Origin of the sequence: Sphingomonas abietis, from assembly GCF_027625475.1 — a bacterium.
GTDB lineage: Bacteria > Pseudomonadota > Alphaproteobacteria > Sphingomonadales > Sphingomonadaceae > Solisphingomonas > Solisphingomonas abietis.
Genome location: NZ_CP115174.1, coordinates 1,932,840 through 1,950,131, shown reverse-complemented (window position 1 = coordinate 1,950,131; position 17,292 = coordinate 1,932,840). Strand labels below are relative to the sequence as shown.

Annotated in this window: 18 protein-coding genes and 1 pseudogene; 9 read left to right on the top strand and 10 right to left on the bottom strand. The window is 63.9% G+C overall.

All coding sequences use genetic code 11. From position 1 onward, the window contains the following. Positions 1-282: 282 nt before the first annotated feature. Genes PBT88_RS09450 through PBT88_RS21065 form a run of 3 tightly spaced genes read right to left on the bottom strand, consistent with a single transcriptional unit; the run spans position 283 to position 1,734 of the window. A complete protein-coding gene (locus PBT88_RS09450) occupies positions 283-1,038 on the bottom strand; it encodes a lytic transglycosylase domain-containing protein (RefSeq protein ID WP_270078925.1) in 756 nt (251 codons plus the stop codon). Further along, positions 1,026-1,610 (bottom strand): S26 family signal peptidase, encoded by a 585-nt coding sequence (locus PBT88_RS09445; RefSeq protein WP_326521587.1) that lies wholly within the window; start codon positions 1,608-1,610, stop codon positions 1,026-1,028. Before PBT88_RS09445 ends, PBT88_RS09450 begins: the two co-directional genes overlap by 13 nt. Further along, on the bottom strand, positions 1,603-1,734 hold the full coding sequence (locus PBT88_RS21065) for a hypothetical protein (protein WP_326521586.1): 132 nt from the start codon (positions 1,732-1,734) through the stop codon (positions 1,603-1,605). Before PBT88_RS21065 ends, PBT88_RS09445 begins: the two co-directional genes overlap by 8 nt. A gap of 526 nt (positions 1,735-2,260) precedes the next feature. Between PBT88_RS21065 and PBT88_RS09435 the strand changes: the two genes are divergently transcribed. Then, on the top strand, positions 2,261-3,556 hold the full coding sequence (locus tag PBT88_RS09435) for an NRAMP family divalent metal transporter (protein ID WP_270078922.1): 1,296 nt from the start codon (positions 2,261-2,263) through the stop codon (positions 3,554-3,556). Between the two features lie 17 nt (positions 3,557-3,573). On the opposite strand, the gene PBT88_RS09430 is transcribed toward PBT88_RS09435, so the two are convergent. From PBT88_RS09430 to PBT88_RS09420, 4 genes and pseudogenes are all read right to left on the bottom strand, one after another. Next, positions 3,574-4,251, bottom strand: a complete 678-nt coding sequence (locus PBT88_RS09430; RefSeq protein WP_326521585.1) for a cation diffusion facilitator family transporter — start codon at positions 4,249-4,251, stop codon at positions 3,574-3,576. 121 nt (positions 4,252-4,372) lie between these two features. Continuing rightward, positions 4,373-4,492, bottom strand: a pseudogene (locus PBT88_RS21060) (cation diffusion facilitator family transporter); the annotation flags it as partial. 372 nt (positions 4,493-4,864) lie between these two features. Further along, a complete protein-coding gene (locus PBT88_RS09425; protein WP_270078921.1) occupies positions 4,865-5,905 on the bottom strand; it encodes an NADP-dependent oxidoreductase in 1,041 nt (346 codons plus the stop codon). Between the two features lie 163 nt (positions 5,906-6,068). After that, the gene (locus tag PBT88_RS09420; protein WP_270078920.1) at positions 6,069-6,494 is read right to left on the bottom strand and encodes an organic hydroperoxide resistance protein; all 426 of its coding nucleotides are present in this window, start codon (positions 6,492-6,494) and stop codon (positions 6,069-6,071) included. 612 nt (positions 6,495-7,106) lie between these two features. On the opposite strand from PBT88_RS09420, the gene PBT88_RS09415 reads away from it, so the two are divergent. The 8 genes from PBT88_RS09415 (at position 7,107) to PBT88_RS09380 (ending at position 14,175) form a co-directional block, all read left to right on the top strand. Further along, positions 7,107-7,262: an aldehyde dehydrogenase family protein gene (locus PBT88_RS09415; RefSeq protein WP_270078919.1), complete on the top strand. Its 156-nt coding sequence runs from the start codon at positions 7,107-7,109 to the stop codon at positions 7,260-7,262. 30 nt (positions 7,263-7,292) lie between these two features. Beyond that, on the top strand, positions 7,293-7,640 hold the full coding sequence (locus tag PBT88_RS21175; protein WP_407696534.1) for a hypothetical protein: 348 nt from the start codon (positions 7,293-7,295) through the stop codon (positions 7,638-7,640). After that, positions 7,592-9,244, top strand: a complete 1,653-nt coding sequence (locus PBT88_RS09405; protein ID WP_270078918.1) for a PAS domain-containing sensor histidine kinase — start codon at positions 7,592-7,594, stop codon at positions 9,242-9,244. Before PBT88_RS21175 ends, PBT88_RS09405 begins: the two co-directional genes overlap by 49 nt. After that, on the top strand, positions 9,234-9,854 hold the full coding sequence (locus tag PBT88_RS09400; protein ID WP_270078917.1) for a response regulator transcription factor: 621 nt from the start codon (positions 9,234-9,236) through the stop codon (positions 9,852-9,854). The genes PBT88_RS09405 and PBT88_RS09400 overlap by 11 nt, the downstream gene beginning before the upstream one ends. A gap of 82 nt (positions 9,855-9,936) precedes the next feature. After that, a complete protein-coding gene (locus PBT88_RS09395; protein ID WP_270078916.1) occupies positions 9,937-10,332 on the top strand; it encodes a response regulator transcription factor in 396 nt (131 codons plus the stop codon). A 590-nt stretch (positions 10,333-10,922) separates the two neighbouring features. Then, positions 10,923-11,924, top strand: coding sequence for a zinc-dependent alcohol dehydrogenase family protein (locus PBT88_RS09390; RefSeq protein WP_326521577.1), 1,002 nt, complete (start codon positions 10,923-10,925; stop codon positions 11,922-11,924). A gap of 166 nt (positions 11,925-12,090) precedes the next feature. Next, positions 12,091-12,714, top strand: a complete 624-nt coding sequence (locus PBT88_RS09385) for an HdeD family acid-resistance protein (RefSeq protein WP_270078915.1) — start codon at positions 12,091-12,093, stop codon at positions 12,712-12,714. A gap of 357 nt (positions 12,715-13,071) precedes the next feature. Beyond that, the gene (locus PBT88_RS09380) at positions 13,072-14,175 is read left to right on the top strand and encodes a VIT1/CCC1 transporter family protein (RefSeq protein ID WP_270078914.1); all 1,104 of its coding nucleotides are present in this window, start codon (positions 13,072-13,074) and stop codon (positions 14,173-14,175) included. 65 nt (positions 14,176-14,240) lie between these two features. Here PBT88_RS09380 and PBT88_RS09375 read toward each other — a convergent pair whose 3' ends face one another. The 3 genes from PBT88_RS09375 to PBT88_RS09370 all read right to left on the bottom strand — a co-directional run bounded on the left by PBT88_RS09375 (position 14,241) and on the right by PBT88_RS09370 (position 17,274). Then, the gene (locus PBT88_RS09375) at positions 14,241-15,539 is read right to left on the bottom strand and encodes a sensor domain-containing diguanylate cyclase (protein WP_270078913.1); all 1,299 of its coding nucleotides are present in this window, start codon (positions 15,537-15,539) and stop codon (positions 14,241-14,243) included. Positions 15,540-15,695: 156 nt separating this feature from the next. After that, positions 15,696-16,046 carry a PilZ domain-containing protein gene (locus PBT88_RS21170; protein WP_407696533.1) on the bottom strand — a complete coding sequence of 117 codons (351 nt, stop codon included), beginning with the start codon at positions 16,044-16,046 and terminating at the stop codon, positions 15,696-15,698. Between the two features lie 148 nt (positions 16,047-16,194). Continuing rightward, entirely contained in the window at positions 16,195-17,274 is a 1,080-nt protein-coding gene (locus PBT88_RS09370; protein WP_270078912.1) for an IS630 family transposase, read from the bottom strand. Positions 17,275-17,292: the final 18 nt, after the last annotated feature.

Below are 17,292 nucleotides of genomic sequence, written 5' to 3'. Positions count from 1 at the left end.
GCGCCAAGGGAGTAAAAAAAAAGATGTGCAGACAAATGCTTATCGGCGCCATTCGCAGAATGGCGCCATTGCTTCATCTTGCCTTACGCCGTCTCTTCGCTCGAACGCCACCTCATCAACGTCGCCGTCTTCTAATCCCCCGCTCCGGACGTCCTGGGAGCTTGCTCAAGTCCTCGGTCTCCCGCGAAAATCGTCGTGCCAGGTCGACTTGAGACGGCAGGATCCGCGCCAGATACTCACGTTTACCGGCTAATTTTATCTCTTCCACGGGCGCCGGGACGATCACCGGCGACCGCCGGACATTGTGCTAAGCGATATGAACAGGCCGGCGCGCGCTGCGGGTTGCGCCACGCGAGTGGCGTGTCCCGATGGACGATCGGGCGGTGCCGATGTCCCATCATCGGATGTATTCGACGCACCGCCGTTCGGGCTGTGGACAGGCGATTGACGCACGCCTTTCGTGTCCCCGAGCGCAAAGAATAGGCCTGTCTCCGGCAGCATCTCGGTCGGTGTCGAGGCAGTCGCCGGCATCTGCGTGAGGCTTGCGATATAGCGGCGTGTCTCTTTCGGCAACGGCGTGCCGCTGCGCAGATGCTCAGCGTAACGCGCAGGGCCAGCGTTGTAGGCGGCGAAGAGGCCGGGATAGCCGAAACGGTCCGCAAGGACGCGCAACCATGCCGCACCGGCCAAGATATTATCATTCGTATCGTAAGGATCGTCGCCGAGATGATGCTCCCGGCGCATCATTTCCCACGTCCGAGGCATCAGTTGCATCAGCCCCATGGCCCCGGCGCGCGAGGTAATCGGACGTCCGTTCAGCGAGGTGCGCCCGCCGCTTTCTGCCTCCATCACGGCCGCGATCCACGCTTCGGGAACGTTAAATCGGTTTGCGGCCTGGCTTATCAGCGGTCCCCAGCGCGTAACGGCAAACGACGCGGGTGGAACGTAGAGCGACACATACGGGATGTCGCGAGCGGCATTCGCGGGGACGCTCGCGAGCAGCAGAGTCGAGACCGCGGCAGCGATCAGCGCGACCATAAGGACACCGCTCGCCCAATGACTGCTCCGCGTTCGACCGGGCCGAAATAGCGGCTATCGAACGAGTCTGGCGCGCGGTTCAGCAGGAATAGCTGACCACGAGAAAGCCGCCTGCAGCCGGTCCACCATGGCAGCGGCCGGCGTTCTTGGTCCACTGCCCGACGCACGGCGACGCGGTGTCCGTCGATAAGGATATCGCGTCCGACCGCGCAGATATGAGCACCATCGGCGGCGGCCACACGCTTGAGCAGCGGCACGCCTGCAGGCACATAATGACGACCGGCAGCGAACTGGCGCACACCGTCTGGCGTCCGCACCATCGCCATGTCGCCGACCGCGACCCCCATCCCGGGATGGATCCGCCAGAGGCCGATCGGCGCGCTGCCGGACGCATTCCAGGCCAGCCAGGGCGTTGGCCCAGCGTGCCGATCCCGCGTTGCGGAGAGGCCGAGCATCGCGAGACCGAAGCCAACCCATGCGAGCATCGGACGGCGTCGAAGGCGGTCGGCGCGGCGCTCACGCGCCAACCGCGGCTGCCAGCGAGGCAGCGGCACCAGCTGATCTTTACACATCAGACCCGCCCTTGGGAGCTCGTGTCCCGCCGCTGTCACGCGACCAGTTATCGAGGTCATCGATATGATAGCGGATGAAACGACCATGCCGCCGAAAGCGCGGCCCATGCCCCTTCCCGCGCATGGTTTCGAGTGTCCGCCAGTGCAACCCGATATAATGTGCGGCTTCAGCATTGCTCAGAAAGGGGCTACCTTCTCGCGCGCGTTCTGCACGCGCGACGGCGTCATCGTCGCGATTGTCCACGGGCCATCTCCGGCTGTTCAATCACAGCGGGCGAAGCGGTGCCAGCTATGATCTGAGCGCTCTTAAAGCGTGCCGGGACGCGAGCCGGAATGGACGAATCCGCCCCCTCCCCGGAAACGTCCTGAGGTCCTGTCGGGCGCCCTGAGTCTCACTCGCACCCCCGCCTGGACTGGGATCAGATCGAGCTTGGGCAGCGGGAATTTGATCCCGAAACACTGAGTGCAGCCCCGGTACTCTTATAGGGACGACCGTCCTGTCCGCGGTAATGGCCGTCCTCCAGATCCCGATATCGCTGCCGGGTCCCCCGATGCTATGAACGCCGTCAATGGCTCGTCAGGGCGCGGCTATGGCATTCGCTCTATGGTCGATTGAGATTCGCGTGCCTCGGCCGGCTCTGGAGATTTGAATGAACGATGGCCTGACGCGCAATCTTCCCGACGCCGTCAAGCAGCCCGAGCGACCGAAGTTGCTCCAGGTGCTTGGGCCTGGCCTCATCACCGGAGCCTCGGACGACGATCCGAGCGGCATCGCCACCTACTCGCAGATCGGCGCACAATTCGGCTACGATCTCGGCTGGACGTTGCTGTTCAGCTGGCCGCTGATGTGCGCCATCCAGGAGATCAGCGCGCGCATCGGCCGCGTCACCGGGCGCGGGATCGCCGGAAATTTCAAGCGGCACTTCCCGATGCCGCTGGTCTATGCCGTCGTCGGCCTACTGGTGATTGCCAACGTCATCAACCTGGGCGCAGATCTCGGTGCCATGGCCGCTGCGCTTCAGCTGCTGATCGGCGGCCCGATGCTTCTCTATGTGGCATTGTTCGCGATCATCTCGGTGCTCCTCGAGGCGCTCGTCCGCTATTCGCGCTATGTCTCAGTGCTCAAATGGCTGGCGTTGACCTTGCTCGCCTATGTCGGCGTGGCGTTCGTCGTGCACATGCCGTGGGGCACGGTCGCGCATCACCTGATCGTGCCGCGCATCCAGTGGAACGCCGCCTACCTGACCGCGGTGGTCGCGATCCTCGGCACGACGATCAGTCCCTATCTCTTCTTCTGGCAGGCCGAGGAAGAGGTCGAAGAGGTCAAGGAACGCGAGCACGCCCGCCCGCTCCAGCGCGCTCCCGATCAGGCGTCGGCCGAGTTCCGCCGGATCGGCTGGGACACGCGGATCGGCATGGCCATCTCGAACACGGTCGCGCTGTTCATCGTGCTCACCACCGCCGCCACCCTGAACGCCCATGGCGTGACCGACATCCAGACCTCCTCGCAGGCGGCGCAGGCGCTGCGCCCAATCGCCGGCCAGTTCGTCTTCCTGATATTTGGCTTGGGCATCATCGGCACCGGCATGCTCGCCCTGCCTGTGCTCGGCAGTTCGGCCGCCTATGCGGTCGGCGAATTGGCCGGATGGCATGTCGGTCTGGCCCGCAAGGTGAAGCGGGCGAAGGGCTTCTACGCCACCATCGCGGTTGCGACGCTCATTGGCGCCATCCTGAACTTCACGCCGATCGACCCGATTAAGGCGCTGTTCTGGAGCGCCGTCGTCAACGGCGTAGCCGCGGTCCCCGTCATGGTCATGATGATGCTCCTGACTACGCGCGGCGATGCGATGGGCGGGTTTCGCCTTCATGGCGGGCTGAAGATCGTCGGCTGGGCTGCGACGCTGGTGATGGCACTGGCGGCGGTGGGCATGTTCGCGACCTGGTGACACGAGGCGAGCAGTCGTCAGGGCGCGATGGCCTCACGCGCCTGAGGCCGTATGAACACGCTGACGATTTCGGGATGCGCTGCCATCGCCCGTCTCTCGATCGCGGTCACAGCGGCCTCGATCCTTCGGGTGGTGAGATCGTCCTCGAAATCGAGACTGATCGTCACCAGCACCTGATCCGGTGCCAGATGAATGGTGAGGACTTTGTTGACCGCGCAGACCCCCGATTCCGCTTGGGCGATGGCTGTGACGTCCGCGCTCAGCGCTGGACTGGCGCGTTCGCCGATCAGCAGCCCCTTGCTCTCGCGCGCCAGCAGGATCGCGACACCGCCGAGCACAATGCCGATCAGCACAGACCCGACGCCGTCGAGACGCGGATCGCTCTGCACCTCGGCCAGAGCGATGAAGAAGGCCGCGATGAGGATGCCGACCAGCGCCGCGCTGTCCTCGAACAGCACCACGAAGGTGGCGGGATCCTTGCTCCGCCGGATGGCTTCCCACCAGCCCATGTCGCCTTGCGCCTGGCGAAATGCCCTATGGGCAACCCGCCAGGATGCGCCCTCGAACAGGAAGGCAGCGCCGAGGACCACATAGTTGACGACGGGATGATCGATCGGCTCGGGAAAACGGATGTGCGCGATACCCTCGTACACCGACACCCCGGCGCCACCTGCAAAGATCAGGAGGGCTACGATGAAGCTCCAGAAATAGAGTTCCCGTCCATGCCCCAGCGGGTGGATGATTGTCGGGCTTCTGCCGCGACCGTTTCATGCCGTAGAGCAGCAGCCCCTGATTGCCGGTTTCCACCAGAGAATGGATGGCTTCGGTCAGCATCGACGAACTGCCGGTCAACAATGCCGCCACGAACTTGGTCACCGCGATCGCTAGATTGCCCGCCAGGGCCGTGTAGACGATGCGCTTGCCGTCAGTCGCCATTTTCAAACGCACCTGCCCGGCTGGCGAACGCCATCGGAACAAGGAGCGCACATTACGGACAGCTTCAATTCTTCCTCGCCCGATGACCGACGCGGGGCAGCCATATCACGACAATGGACAACCTCAGGCGAATTCAGCGATCAGCCGCCCGACGGCCGCCTCCGCGTAGGGCTGGAAAGAAAGATCGCCCCAGCCGGAATTTCGTGGACTTCAGGCGTCATACCGCCAGAGACTATAATGAAGCGCAATGGAGCCCATCCTCCCGCGCCGCGCCGGCATTCCCGGCATAGAGCTTCCATTCTGCTGCGTAAGTGGTGCGCTCGCGGGTGAAGACGAGGTAGGCGGTCATGGCAGGCTTCTCCGCATAATGGTTCACGCGTGCGTCGCTCGGATAACGAGCTTGCCGTTGTTACGACCCTCGAGCAAACCGATGAACGCCTCCGGTGCATTCTCCAGCCCGTCGACGACGTCCTCGAGCACGCGCACCCGCCCCGCTGCGATCCAGCCGCCGAGATCGCGCAGGAAATCGCCATGCTCCGCCTGATGATCGGAGATGATGAAGCCCTCCACGCAGATGCGCCTCTTGAGGATCGTCGTCATGACCAGCGGCAGCCGATCCGGGCCCTTGTCAGTCGCTCCGCCGCCGCTGTAGCTGGCATCATTGTAATGGGCGATCAGGCCGCAGACCGGGACGCGTGCGCCAACGTTCAGCAAGGGCAGCACTGCATCGAACACTGCACCGCCGACATTCTCGAAATAGACGTCAATGCCGTCCGGACAGGCCGCGAGCAGCGCCGCGGCGAAGCCCGGATCGCGATGATCCACGCAAGCATCGAAGCCCAGCTCCCCGACGACCCGGCGGCATTTGTCCGGGCCGCCGGCGACGCCGACGACGCGCGCGCCCTTGATACTGGCGATCTGGCCGACGATCGAGCCGACAGCGCCGCTGGCGCCTGCGACGACGACTGTGTCCGCCGCGCGAGGGACGCCGACCTTCAGCAGGCCGTGCCAGGCGGTGAAGCCGGGCATGCCGAGCGCGCCAAGCGCATAGGAGGGATGCTCCATGCCAGCGTCGAGCTTCGTCAACCCGGCGCCGTCGGACAGCGCATACTCCTGCCAGCCGAGATGGCCGAGCACGAGATCTCCGACAGCGAAGCCTTCATTGCGGGATTCGATCACCCGGCTCACCGCGCCGCCGGTCAGCGGTGCATCGAGTTCGAACGGTGGGGTATAGGAGGGTGCGTCGTTCATCCGGCCGCGCATATAGGGATCAAGCGACAGATAGCAGAGTTGCAGCAGCAGTTCGCCCGCACCGGGTATCGGCACCGGTCTCTCTTCCATGCGGAAATTGTCGGGAGTGGGCGCGCCGTGCGGGCGCGAGGCGAGCACGATCGTGCGGTTGGTGGGCGTCATGGATGGTCCTTCCGGATGTTACTATTCGTCATCGGCCGCAGCGGCGGCTCTGGCGACATGGGCAATCGTCCATACGTCAGGAGGTTCGGCGCGGCGTATTGGGGGAAGCAGACCTAGCGATCGAGGCGCAGCGGATCCTCGTCCTGCTCCCTCAGCACGGGCATCAGCTGGTCGTGACCGTGATCGCCACGTCGATATTGCCCTTCACCGCGTTCGAATAGGGGCAGACCGCATGTGCCGCCTGGACGACCTCTTCGGCAACGGCCTGTTCGATCCCGGAGATAGCGACATCGAGGGCGACGGACAACGCGAAACCGCCGTTGCCGTTGGCGGACATGCCCACCTGTGCGACCACGACGATGTCATCGTCCTTGAGCCTGGCATCCTTGTTGCGCGTAACGTGGATCACCGCATTCTCGAAGCAGGCCGCGTAACCCGCCGCGAACAGCTGCTCCGGGTTGGTCGCGCCACCTTTACCACCGAGCGCGGCCGGCATCGCAAGCGAAAGATCGAGGACCCCGTCTTCGCTCCGAACGGTGCCGCTACGGCCCCCAATCGCCGTTACCCTGGTTGTGTAAAGTGCGCTCATGGTGCGTATTCCTCGCGATTCATCGATACGCGATATGATCGCGCGCAATTGAGCAAGAAGCCACCCCCCGTCCGCGTCTAGATGGCTCGCAGAGCAGCACGAAGATAACGCCGTTAGCAGCGAACTGGGGGACCTCCCAGACGATGGTACGGCGGATGCGGACAACCGAGAGTGGCTGCCTACTGCCTTCCACGAAACCTGTGGTCAGCCCAGCGGGACGGCGGCGAGAACGCTCGAGCAATACAGTCGCCGGCTGATCCAGCTTGATGCGTCCAACGATCCAGGTGATTCCGGCTCCAACGGCGATACCGCCAAGCGCCACCCACAGAAAGTTGAGCGCGGCATCCTGTATGGAGAAACTGCCCGTCAGGGCGGCGTCGATCGCTAAAAGCGGGCGGACGAGCCCCGAGGCATCGCTGAGCAGCTATTCTCCTTCGAGGATGTGTATCATCCGACTCTGGATGGAAACACGCTGGGCGATCGCCGGCATAGCCACCGGATCGGTCGGCGGGATCCCGGGCGCCAGCGCGATGGCGACCGCTAGCGGCACAGCCGAGATCATCCAGTAAATAAGCGGCCGGCATCAACAGCGGTGAAGAGCACGAGTTCGGCATGGTGTTCGTGAACCACCCGACGATGGTCAAGGCAGACCTGCCGTTCGGCGGTGTCCGCCGCTCGGGCTATGGCCGCGAACTGCTCGGCCTCGGCATCAAGGAGTTCGTCAACCACAAGCTGATCGACGTCGTCGATATCGACGCTCCGTTCTGACACGACGCCCCCTCTGCAAGGAGTTCGATCATGCAGACCGTGAAGGCAGCCGTCGTCCATGAGTTCGGCAAGCCGATCGTCATCGAGGACGCCAAGGTGCCGATGCCGGGTGCCGGCCAGATCCTTTTCAGAATCGCCGCGACCGGCGTCTCGCCCAAGGCATTCCGGCAGGCGCTGCGCATGGTCCGGCGCGGCGGCACCAGACGGTCGGCGTGCGCGAGATGGCACGCGCGCAGCGATGCGGCATCCGACGTGGCACCGCGCCATTTCGTCCTTCCCGATCACAAACGGGCTTGCCTCGGCCGTCATGATCCTCTGCAAGGGCCGACATGGATCGTGACGGTACAGGCAGCGCGTCGGAAGGCGAAGCGGGCATAGTGTCCGGCGCTCGGCTCGGAGGTCTGAGCCAGTATCTTGCCCGCTGGCGCAAGGGACTGGCCAAGGAACGTCCGATCGAGGGCGATGTCGGCCTTCAGGCGCAGGTGCTGGCGGCGGAGCTGAGCTTGCTCATCGACAGCGCCGCCAACTACGCCATCTACATGCTCGATGCCGATGGCAACGTCGTCATCTGGAACAAGGGTGCGGAGCGAATCAAGGGCTGGACCGAGGAAGAGGTGATCGGTCGGCACTGCTCGATCTTCTATCCCGAGGAGGAGGCGTCAGCCGGGAAATGCGCAGACGATCTGGCCCGCGCGGCCGCCGTCGGTCGAATCGAGGAAGAAGGCTGGCGCGTCCGCAAGGACGGGTCCGAATTTCTCGCCAGCGTGACGATCACGGCCTTCCGCGACGAAGAGGGGGCGGTGATCGGCTTCGGCAAGGTCCTGCGCGACATCACCGACGAGCGGGCTGCCGAGCGCTCGACCGAGGCGCGCGAGGCGCAGCTGAGCTCGATTCTGGCGACGGTGCCCGACGCGATGGTCGTCATCGACGATCGCGGCATCGTGCAATCGTTCAGCAGCGCGGCCGAGCGCATGTTCGGCTATGCGGAACGCGAGGTGCTCGGGCAGAACGTCCGCATGCTGATGCCGTCACCCGATCTCGAACGGCATGACGATTATCTCAGGCGCTATCTCGCGACCGGCGAGAAAAAGATCATCGGCAAGGCCCGGCGCGTCATCGGGCTGCGCAAGGACGGCTCGACCTTCCCGCACGAGCTCGCGATCGGCGAGGCAAGCGGGGGCGGCAGGCGCCTATTCACCGGCTTCATCCGCGATCTCACCGAGCGCGAATTCACGCAGTCACAGCTTAGCGACCTTCAGGCGGAGCTGATCCACGTCTCTCGCGTCAGCGCGATGGGGGCCATGGCCTCGACGCTCGCACACGAGCTGAACCAGCCGATCACCGCGGTCGCCAATTATGTCGAGGCAAGCCGCGACTTGCTTGTCGATGCGGACCCTGAAGCGATTGCGATGGTGCGCGAGGCGCTCGGCGATGCCGCGGCCGAGGCGATGCGGGCCGGGCAGATCGTCCGGCGACTGCGCGACTTCGTTGCCCGCGGCGAGGTCGAGAAACGGATCGAGGACTTGCCGAGCCTGATCGAGGAGGCTTGCACGCTCGGCTTGGTGGGTGCCGCCGAGAAGGGGGTCACGGTTGCCCTGGAGATCGACCCTGCGGCCTCGCCGGTGTTGGTCGACCGCGTGCAGATCCAGCAGGTGCTGATCAATCTGCTGCGCAACGCAGTCGAGGCGATGGTCGACAGCCCGGTGCGACAGCTTCGGATCTCGTCCGGGCTCAAATCCGCGCAGATGGTGCGGGTCACCGTCGCCGATACCGGTCCCGGCCTTGCCCCCGAAATCGCAAACGAACTCTTCCGCGCGTTCCAGAGCACCAAGCAGGAAGGGATGGGGCTCGGCCTCTCGATCTGCCGAACCATTGTCGAGGCGCATGGCGGCCGCATCTGGGCGGACTCGCAGGCGGCGGCGGGGACGACGTTCCATTTCACCCTCATGCTTGCCGGAGGAGAAGACACCCTTGACGGATAGACGCACGATCCACCTGGTCGACGACGAGGAGGCAATCCGCAAATCGACTGGTTTCATGCTGCGCACCTCCGGCTTTGCGGTCGAGACCTACGCGTCGGGAGTCGCCTTCCTTAAAGTTATGCAAGGGGCCGAGCCTGGCTGCATCCTGCTCGACGTTCGCATGCCCGAGATGGACGGGCTGGAGGTGCAGGACGTGCTGCGCGAACGCGGCGTCACATGGCCGGTGATCGTTCTAACTGGGCACGGCGACGTCTCGATCGCCATCCGCGCGATGAAGGGGGGCGCCGTCGATTTTATCGAGAAGCCGTTCGAAAAGGTGGCTCTGCTAGCCGCCATCTCCAACGCCATGGCGCGGCTCGACAATGCCGACAAGCGGCTTGATCAGGCCGCCGAAGCCGAGCTGCGCATCGCCGCACTCACCGATCGCGAGCGTGACGTGCTTCAGGAGCTCGCACGGGGACATCCCAACAAAACGATCGCCTATGATCTCGATATCAGCCCGCGCACCGTCGAAGTGCATCGTGCCAACCTCATGAGCAAGCTTGGTGTGCGCAGCTTCGCGGATGTACTTCGGCTCGCTTTCGCGGCCGGGCTGCCGCGCGATCCGTAGCTCTACGTAAAGACGCTCCGCCTGCAATCCGACAAGGTGTTGCAAATCCTTCGCTTTCGAGGGACGGTATAGAGCGGGGAACATGATCGATAAGACCGACGCGGTCAGCGCGGTACGCACCAAGCTCCTTCTGGTGGAGGACGATGCTGGCGTGCGGCGCTCGCTGCAGTTGCTGTTGCGGGGCCGCGGTTATGACGTGCGGGCCTATGCCACCGGCAGGCAGATGCTCGCGGATCCGCGGTCGATCGAAGCCGCCTGCCTGATCACCGATTATCGCATGGATGAGATGGACGGCCTCGACGTGTTGCGCGGCCTGCGCGACCAGGGCTGGCACCAGCCGGCAATCCTGATAACCGCGCATCACGCAGCCGATCTCGTTCGCGCGGCACGTGAGGCCGGGTTCGATACAATACTGGAAAAGCCGCTCCAGGATCATGTTCTGGTTGAGAACGTCGCGCGCACGACACGCCCAAGTTGAGGGCGAACTTTACCCGGACACAAGAGGCGTTCAGAGCGGAAACGGGTCAGCATGCGCCCGGCGGATGGCCTCGGTCGGTCCTTCCCAACAGATTAAGTGCGCGAAGCGGAACCGCGTCGCCAATCATCAGAAAGTCGAATGAGCATAGAGCGCTGCGCTCTGAATGAGCGTGACCAGTGCAAGGCCGAGGGTACCAATCAGGACACGAGGATCGACGCCGCGTGCCTGATGATTGGATCGACCGGATGCTGCAAAATTCATAGCGATGATCTCCCTTTCGGCCTCCATCTCGCCGGTTGGAACGTTGCTTGAAATACGGGTCTATACGGATGGCCGGGCGGTTCGCGTTCCACCATTCACTGCCAGTGGCACTTCGGTGCTGTCGAACCGAGGCACGATGTGACCGGAACGATTAAAGATCCGGTGGCCACCCGGGCAGGAATTGCCTGCGTGTCCGCGTGGCCCGCCGCCCGGCCAAGGTTCGAGGCGTTTCCGGCGAGCCGAAGCTTCGCTCATCAGCCGATCATTGAGCGGGCGGCGGCGCCGGGAGCAACGTGATCGATAAGACAAGCTGAAAGGCAGAGTGAGGAATGGCGCATTACCATGTCATGCAACTCGACGCGGTTGGAACACCACTCCGTCGCGTGACGCGAGCGGTTCCGGAGCCTGGACCCGGCGAGGTGCTGATCCGTGTCGCCGCATGTGGTGTCTGCCGTACCGATCTCCACGTGGTCGACGGTGAGGTGGCCGCGACGCTGCCGATCGTACCCGGCCATGAAATCGTCGGCCGCATCGAGGCGCTTGGCACCGGCGTCGCGGAACTGGCGATCGGCGACCGCGTCGGCGTGCCGTGGCTAGGCGGAACCTGTGGCACCTGCCCTTATTGCCGCGCCGGTCAAGAGAATCTCTGCGACTACCCGCTGTTCACCGGCGCTACGCGCGACGGCGGCTACGCCACACACGTGATCGCGGATGCGCGCTTCTGCCTGGCGATCCCCGCAATGTTCGGCGATGTCGAGGCGGCACCCTTGCTGTGCGCCGGACTGATCGGTCACCGCTCGCTCGTCATGGCGGGTGAGGGCCGGCGCATCGGGCTCTACGGCTTTGGGGCATCGGCGCATATTGTGGCGCAGGTCGCCCGGTGGCAGGGGCGCGAGGCGTTCGCCTTCACCCGCCCCGGCGACACGGCCGCGCAGGACTTCGCGCGCTCGCTCGGATGCGCGTGGGCCGGCGGGTCCGATGAAGCCGCGCCCGTGCCACTGGATGCGGCAATCATCTTCGCGGCGGTTGGCGCACTGGTGCCGGCCGCCCTCAAGGCGGTGCACAAGGGCGGCCGCGTCGTGTGCGCCGGGATCCACATGAGCGACATCCCGTCTTTCCCTTACGATGATTTGTGGGGAGAACGGTCGATCCTGTCGGTCGCGAACCTCACCCGGGCCGACGGCCGCGCCTTCCTCGATCTCGCCGCGCAAGCCGGCGTCAGCACGACGACGACGACCTTCCCGCTCGATCGGGCAAACGAGGCACTGGCGAGGCTCCGCGCAGGCCAGCTCGTGGGAGCGGCCGTGCTCGTTCCGTCCGAGGCCGCCTAGTTCGGGCGATGGCTGCACCGATGAGCAAGGATCGAATCTGCTGCGGTCGGCTGCGCAGAAAGATTATGAGCGTGGAGGAAGCGACATCCTAAATCAGTTCCCGCAGGATCGCCGGCTTGGGCTATACTATAGGCGGCGGCGCTGGCGGCCCATATCGAGGCGGGACATGCCGGCGGCCGTTCACGAGCGCGCGCGCTTCTGCGACCGAAAGCAGAGCTCACCAGAAAGGATAGCCACAACGGCGTTTGAAGATTCTTCCGCTCGACGCGCTTCAGCTTCCTCAAACGGCTGGGGATGGGTTCTCGCTTATGCGCTTGCCGTGATCGTGCTGAGCATCTTTGCCCTGGCCAACCCGCTGACGACCGGTCTCGCGACGGGTTTCCTGCTCGGGGTGACGCTCACCGCCTACGGAATTTTGGCGATCGTTGCCGCGCTGTCGTCGCGCCATGTTGCCGGCTGGACCATCGCATTCGGCGCCCTCGCGACATTGGCCGGCATTCTGACCCTGTTCGATCCGTTCGGAGGCGCCCTGTCGATCGTCTGGCTGATCGGCTTCTGGTTCCTCGTGGCCGGGGTCTTCCAGCTCACGGTTGCGTCTCGCAGCGCGTCCGATCGCACCTGGCATGTGCTCCTCGGGGTGCTCGACCTGGTGCTGGCAGTAGCGATTCTGTGCGCGGGTCCATTAACGGCGCTCAGCTTCCTGGCGGTCGCGGTGGGGATCAGCCTGGTATTCCGGGGCGTGTTCCTCCTGACGCTCGCGCTCGGCCTGAACCGCCTCGTTCACGGCTGAGCTCTGCAAGGCCCAGGTCCGTCTCATTTTCAACGGCAAGCCCCCGCGCGGCTCGCGAGTGCGCGAGGCGGTCTGCCAAGCCCGCCGGGAAGGGCATGTCGTGGAGGTGAGCGTCGAGGGGCACGGCCGGCTGACGGTCGCCGCAGCGCTGCAGTGAAGCGCGACGGAGCCAGTGGGTCGAGTATGAATCGGACGAGGCCTCTGCATCAACCTCGACAGTGAGCCCGTGAGGGTCAAGCGCTTCCTGGTGGAGTGCCGCCCGCGCGAGCTCCGCGTCTATCTGGCCAACACATCGCTTATGGAAGAACACGCCTCATGACATCGGTACAACCCCCGCGAGCAGGCAAGGCCGATGTCATGACGCTGCGCGCCTATCTGCGCGGCGAACTCGCTAGCGCCCATGTCTATGACGCGCTGGCGGATGCCGAAAGCGATGTCGGCGTCAGCGGCGTGTTCCGTCGGCTGGCGGCGATCGAGCGCCGCCATGCCGCCTTCTGGCGAGCGCGGTTGGAGCGTGCCGGCGTCGCCGCCCCCGACACCCCGCCGACCTGCCGGATGCGCCTGCTGGCAAGCCTGGCGCGGCGGCTCGGCGCTTCCGCCGTGCTCCCGATCCTGGCCCGGATCGAAGCGGCGGAAAGCCATGCCTATGATGGCGAACCCGATGCGGTCGCCGCCGGTATGCCTGCCGACGAATATAGCCATGCGCGAATCGTTCAGGCGGCGGCGATGGAAGTCGGCGGCCTGCCGGGCCGGGCGCTGGGGATGATCGAGGGGCGCCGCCGCGGCGGCAGCGGCAACGCATTGCGCGCGGCTGTGCTGGGGGCCAATGACGGCCTCGTCTCCAATCTCAACCTCGTGATGGGCGTAGCGGGCGCGATGGCGAATGAGGGGACGATCCTGCTGACCGGCCTGGCGGGCCTGATCGCCGGCGCCTGCTCGATGGCGATGGGCGAATGGCTGTCGGTCAGCAGTGCGCGGGAGATGACCCAGCGGCGGCTTGCCAGGGAAGCCACCGCGATCGGTGATCTGCCCGAACTCGAGAAGCAGGATCTGATCCTGATCTATCGCGCCAAGGGCTTCGATGCGGCCGCTGCCGCGCGCCTCGTTGACAAGCTGTTCCAGTCCCCCGATCGCGCGCTCGATTCGCTCGCCCGCGAGGCACTCGGTATCGATCCCGATGATCTCGGCGGGTCGCCCTGGACGGCGGCGGCAGCGTCGTTCGGACTGTTCGCGCTCGGAGCGAGCTTTCCGGTCGCACCGTTCCTGCTGCTCAACGGGCGTTTTGCCTTCACGGCGAGTTTCCTTCTCAGCGGTGTGGCGCTGATCGGGATCGGCGCGGCCACGAGCCTATTCACCGGTCAGAAGGCGTCCTTCTCGGCCATGCGTCAACTTGCAATCGGTATTGCAGCGGCTGCCGTGACGTTTGGCCTCGGCCACCTGATCGGGGTCAGTATCGACTGACAAGTCCCAAACACTTGCGGCGCCTGCCATACCCGCGTCGAAACGCCGCCTTCAATTCCCCACCGTCACCCGTTTTCCAGCATAACTTCCAAGTTCGGCGCGATTGACGCTCTATCGCTTTCTGGTCGAGACGGCGCGGCGACCACGCGATTTCGGCCTTCCTGTTTTGCTGTGTACAAGGCGGCATCTGCAGCGCCGAGAAGGTCGCCAGCTTTTGCAGCATTGTCCGGCATCGCAGCGACACCGAAGGACGCCGTGATCCGGCACCCATGATTCTCCGAAAGGCCTTCGATGCGGGTTCGAAGGACATTGGCCTTCAAAACCGCGTCTTCAAGCGAGCAATCAGGGAGGATTACAAGAAGCTCTTCACCTCCATAGCGGCAAGCCACATCGCAAGGCCGGATCGCTCCAACGATCGCGCCGGCCACCTCGCGCAGCACCGCGTCGCCCAGCGCATGACCATGCTCATCATTGAGCAACTTGAAATGATCCAAATCGATCATCACCGCCGAAAGCGGGCTGCCGTTTCGCTCCGACAGATTGATGGACCGATCGAGGATATCCTCCATGTATCGCCGATTGTATAGTCCGGTCAGAGGATCGCGCAACGCCTGCGTCCGCAGCTTTTCGCGCAAGGCAATATTTGAGAGCGCCAGGGACATCGAATCTGCGACGGCGGCCGCGAGGGGTGTAATGTCGGCAAGCTTTTCCTCGCCGTCTTCGCCGCCGGACTGAATACTGAGAAGCCCGTAAACGTCTCCGCGCGCCATCATCGGGATCTCGAGCACGAGGATATCCGCCGCGAGGTGTTCACACCGCAGCGCGGTCGCGCCGACATGGTTGACGTGGGGCTTGCCTCGCTTCAGCGCCCAGCAATGTAAAGGTGCGATCGTTTCTGGAGGCAAACGGCCTTCGGGCCAATCCCAACTGGTCGAGAGGTCAAGCCTGTCACGCGAATTGTTGAATACATATAAAGCGCCACCAAAGCCAGGCAGCAATTGGGAGGCCGTAGCTCGTAGCACTGCGTTGGCGTCATCATAGACGAGCGCACTTTGGAGCATGTCCGTCATTTGAAATAAATTTTCAATCTGTCCTCGCGATTCAAGCGCACTCGCTGCGTAACGGCGCCGCTCGCCCATCTCCCGGAGAGCGAGGGGAGCACCTGCCGCCAGCGCGATCAAGCCGATGAGGCCAGCGCCGATCCTGACCCACGACAGGATTTCGGAAAGGCCGCGCGCAATGCCGAAGTGGCCGAAGATTTCGCATGCCAGAACAAGGATCGACATGAGCATGACGATGACCGCGGCCCGGAGAACCCGTCGGTCGGATGCGGCCCCCTCGGCAGCAATCTGCACGGCTTTCACGGACGAATTCCAGTCAGTTCTTCAGGACTTCACGATATTAGCGCGGGATGTATTAACGGCGTGCTCTCATCAGATGCTTCTGGTGCCAGACACATATACCACGCAGTTTCCGCCGGGTCGGAAACCCGCACCGCTCCGAGCGCTCGCTGCGCAGTATTATCGCGATCGCCCGAGGCGCGCACGGGCCGCGCGCAGCAACTGTCTCCATGCCGAGCCCTCCGTTGGACCGGCTACCTTATGTTCTTCCTCGGCCCTTATCGTGTCACGAATATGAGCGAGGGGCGTTTGCGGAGCCGATTCCTCAGTCATCGCCTGCGCGATCTCCTCTTCAGTGATCGGCAGGAAGAAACTGCACCCATGTTCCTCACCGTTGCTTCTCGTCACTCGCCCGCCACGTGTCCCAATCCCTGGCATCCCGATACTGATGACGGTCCCGATTTCGAGCGGGAAATCCGCCCTGAACGCACAGCCGGTAACCGATAGATTCTCGATGGTCACGGCGCCCATGTTACCGGATCGTTCCCGAAGAATCCCATGCCTGCCAATGACGAAACGGTCGGCTCTTATCGGCATCACGAGACCACGAACGGACATTATCGAATCCAATCAACCATTCGAGACAAACCTTGTTCTATGCGCTCCAACGCCAAGTATCCTAGTGGTGGGAATCTAACACTTGGTGCCCGCGCCTGACGGCGGCGATAATCTCATCGGGATCGGCGGTCCAGACGAATGGCTTTGAGCTTTCGTTGTGCTCGGCAAGGAAGCGGTTGATGGCGGCCTGGAGGTCGACGAGCGAGTGGAAGACGCCGCGTTTGAGGTGGCGGTTGGTTAGTCTGGCGAAGAAACCTTCGACGGCATTGAGCCATGAGCACGATGTTGGCGTAAAGTGGAAGGTGAAGCGCGGGTGCCGGCCGAGCCATTCTCGAACCTTGGGATGCTTGTGGGCGGCGTAGTTGTCGAGGATGACGTGGATCGCCTTTCCAGCCGGCACCTGTGCTTCGATCAGGTTGAGAAAGCGGATGAATTCCTGGTGGCGATGCCGCTGCATGTTGCGGCCGATCACGGTGCCATCGAGCACGTTGAGCGCCGCAAAGAGCGTGGTCGTGCCGTTGCGCTTGTAGTCGTGGGTCATGGTTCCGGCCCGTCCCTTCTTGAGGGGCAGGCCGGGCTGCGAGCGATCCAGCGCCTGGATCTGGCTCTTTTCGTCGAACGACAGCACGATCGCGTGAGCAGGCGGCGAGACGTATAGCCCGACGACATCGCGTAGCTTCTCGACAAACTTCGGGTCGTTCGAAAGCTTGAACTGGCGAACGCGGTGGGGTTGCAGGCCGTGGGCTCGCCAGATCCGCTGCACCGAACTGACGCTGATCCCCACCTCTGTCGCCATCTTCAGCGCCGTCCAGTGGGTCGTCTCGCCGGGCGGACCTTCAAGCGTCCGGGCAACGACCTGCTCGGTCACTTTCGGAGCCAGGGGCCGGATCCGCGACGGACGGGTCTTGTCGCGGAGCAGTCCCTCCACTCCTTCCTGCATAAAGCGCTCCTGCCATCGCCATACGCAGGTCTTCGAAGTCCCAGTTCGCCGCATGATCGCGTTGGTGCCGACACCGTCGCTCGTCAGCAGCACGATCTCGGCGCGCCACGCGTGCTTCTGCGCCGCATTGCGATCCTTGATGATCCGATCGAGCCGATCTTTGTCGGACGGGGAAAGGCTGATCGAGATACCACTGCGCATCCAGCCTGACTCGCACAA

Coding starts and splice junctions, on each gene's coding strand:
- PBT88_RS09385 (WP_270078915.1), top strand. CDS start 12,091: ATGCCGGCGGCCGTTCACGAGCGCGCGCGCTTCTGCGACCGAAAGCAG.
- PBT88_RS09435 (WP_270078922.1), top strand. CDS start 2,261: ATGAACGATGGCCTGACGCGCAATCTTCCCGACGCCGTCAAGCAGCCC.
- PBT88_RS09445 (WP_326521587.1), bottom strand. CDS start 1,610: ATGTGTAAAGATCAGCTGGTGCCGCTGCCTCGCTGGCAGCCGCGGTTG.
- PBT88_RS09390 (WP_326521577.1), top strand. CDS start 10,923: ATGGCGCATTACCATGTCATGCAACTCGACGCGGTTGGAACACCACTC.
- PBT88_RS21065 (WP_326521586.1), bottom strand. CDS start 1,734: ATGCGCGGGAAGGGGCATGGGCCGCGCTTTCGGCGGCATGGTCGTTTC.
- PBT88_RS09425 (WP_270078921.1), bottom strand. CDS start 5,905: ATGACGCCCACCAACCGCACGATCGTGCTCGCCTCGCGCCCGCACGGC.
- PBT88_RS09380 (WP_270078914.1), top strand. CDS start 13,072: ATGACGCTGCGCGCCTATCTGCGCGGCGAACTCGCTAGCGCCCATGTC.
- PBT88_RS09370 (WP_270078912.1), bottom strand. CDS start 17,274: ATGCGCAGTGGTATCTCGATCAGCCTTTCCCCGTCCGACAAAGATCGG.
- PBT88_RS09405 (WP_270078918.1), top strand. CDS start 7,592: ATGGATCGTGACGGTACAGGCAGCGCGTCGGAAGGCGAAGCGGGCATA.
- PBT88_RS21170 (WP_407696533.1), bottom strand. CDS start 16,046: ATGGGCGCCGTGACCATCGAGAATCTATCGGTTACCGGCTGTGCGTTC.
- PBT88_RS21175 (WP_407696534.1), top strand. CDS start 7,293: ATGCAGACCGTGAAGGCAGCCGTCGTCCATGAGTTCGGCAAGCCGATC.
- PBT88_RS09415 (WP_270078919.1), top strand. CDS start 7,107: ATGGTGTTCGTGAACCACCCGACGATGGTCAAGGCAGACCTGCCGTTC.
- PBT88_RS09420 (WP_270078920.1), bottom strand. CDS start 6,494: ATGAGCGCACTTTACACAACCAGGGTAACGGCGATTGGGGGCCGTAGC.
- PBT88_RS09395 (WP_270078916.1), top strand. CDS start 9,937: ATGATCGATAAGACCGACGCGGTCAGCGCGGTACGCACCAAGCTCCTT.
- PBT88_RS09450 (WP_270078925.1), bottom strand. CDS start 1,038: ATGGTCGCGCTGATCGCTGCCGCGGTCTCGACTCTGCTGCTCGCGAGC.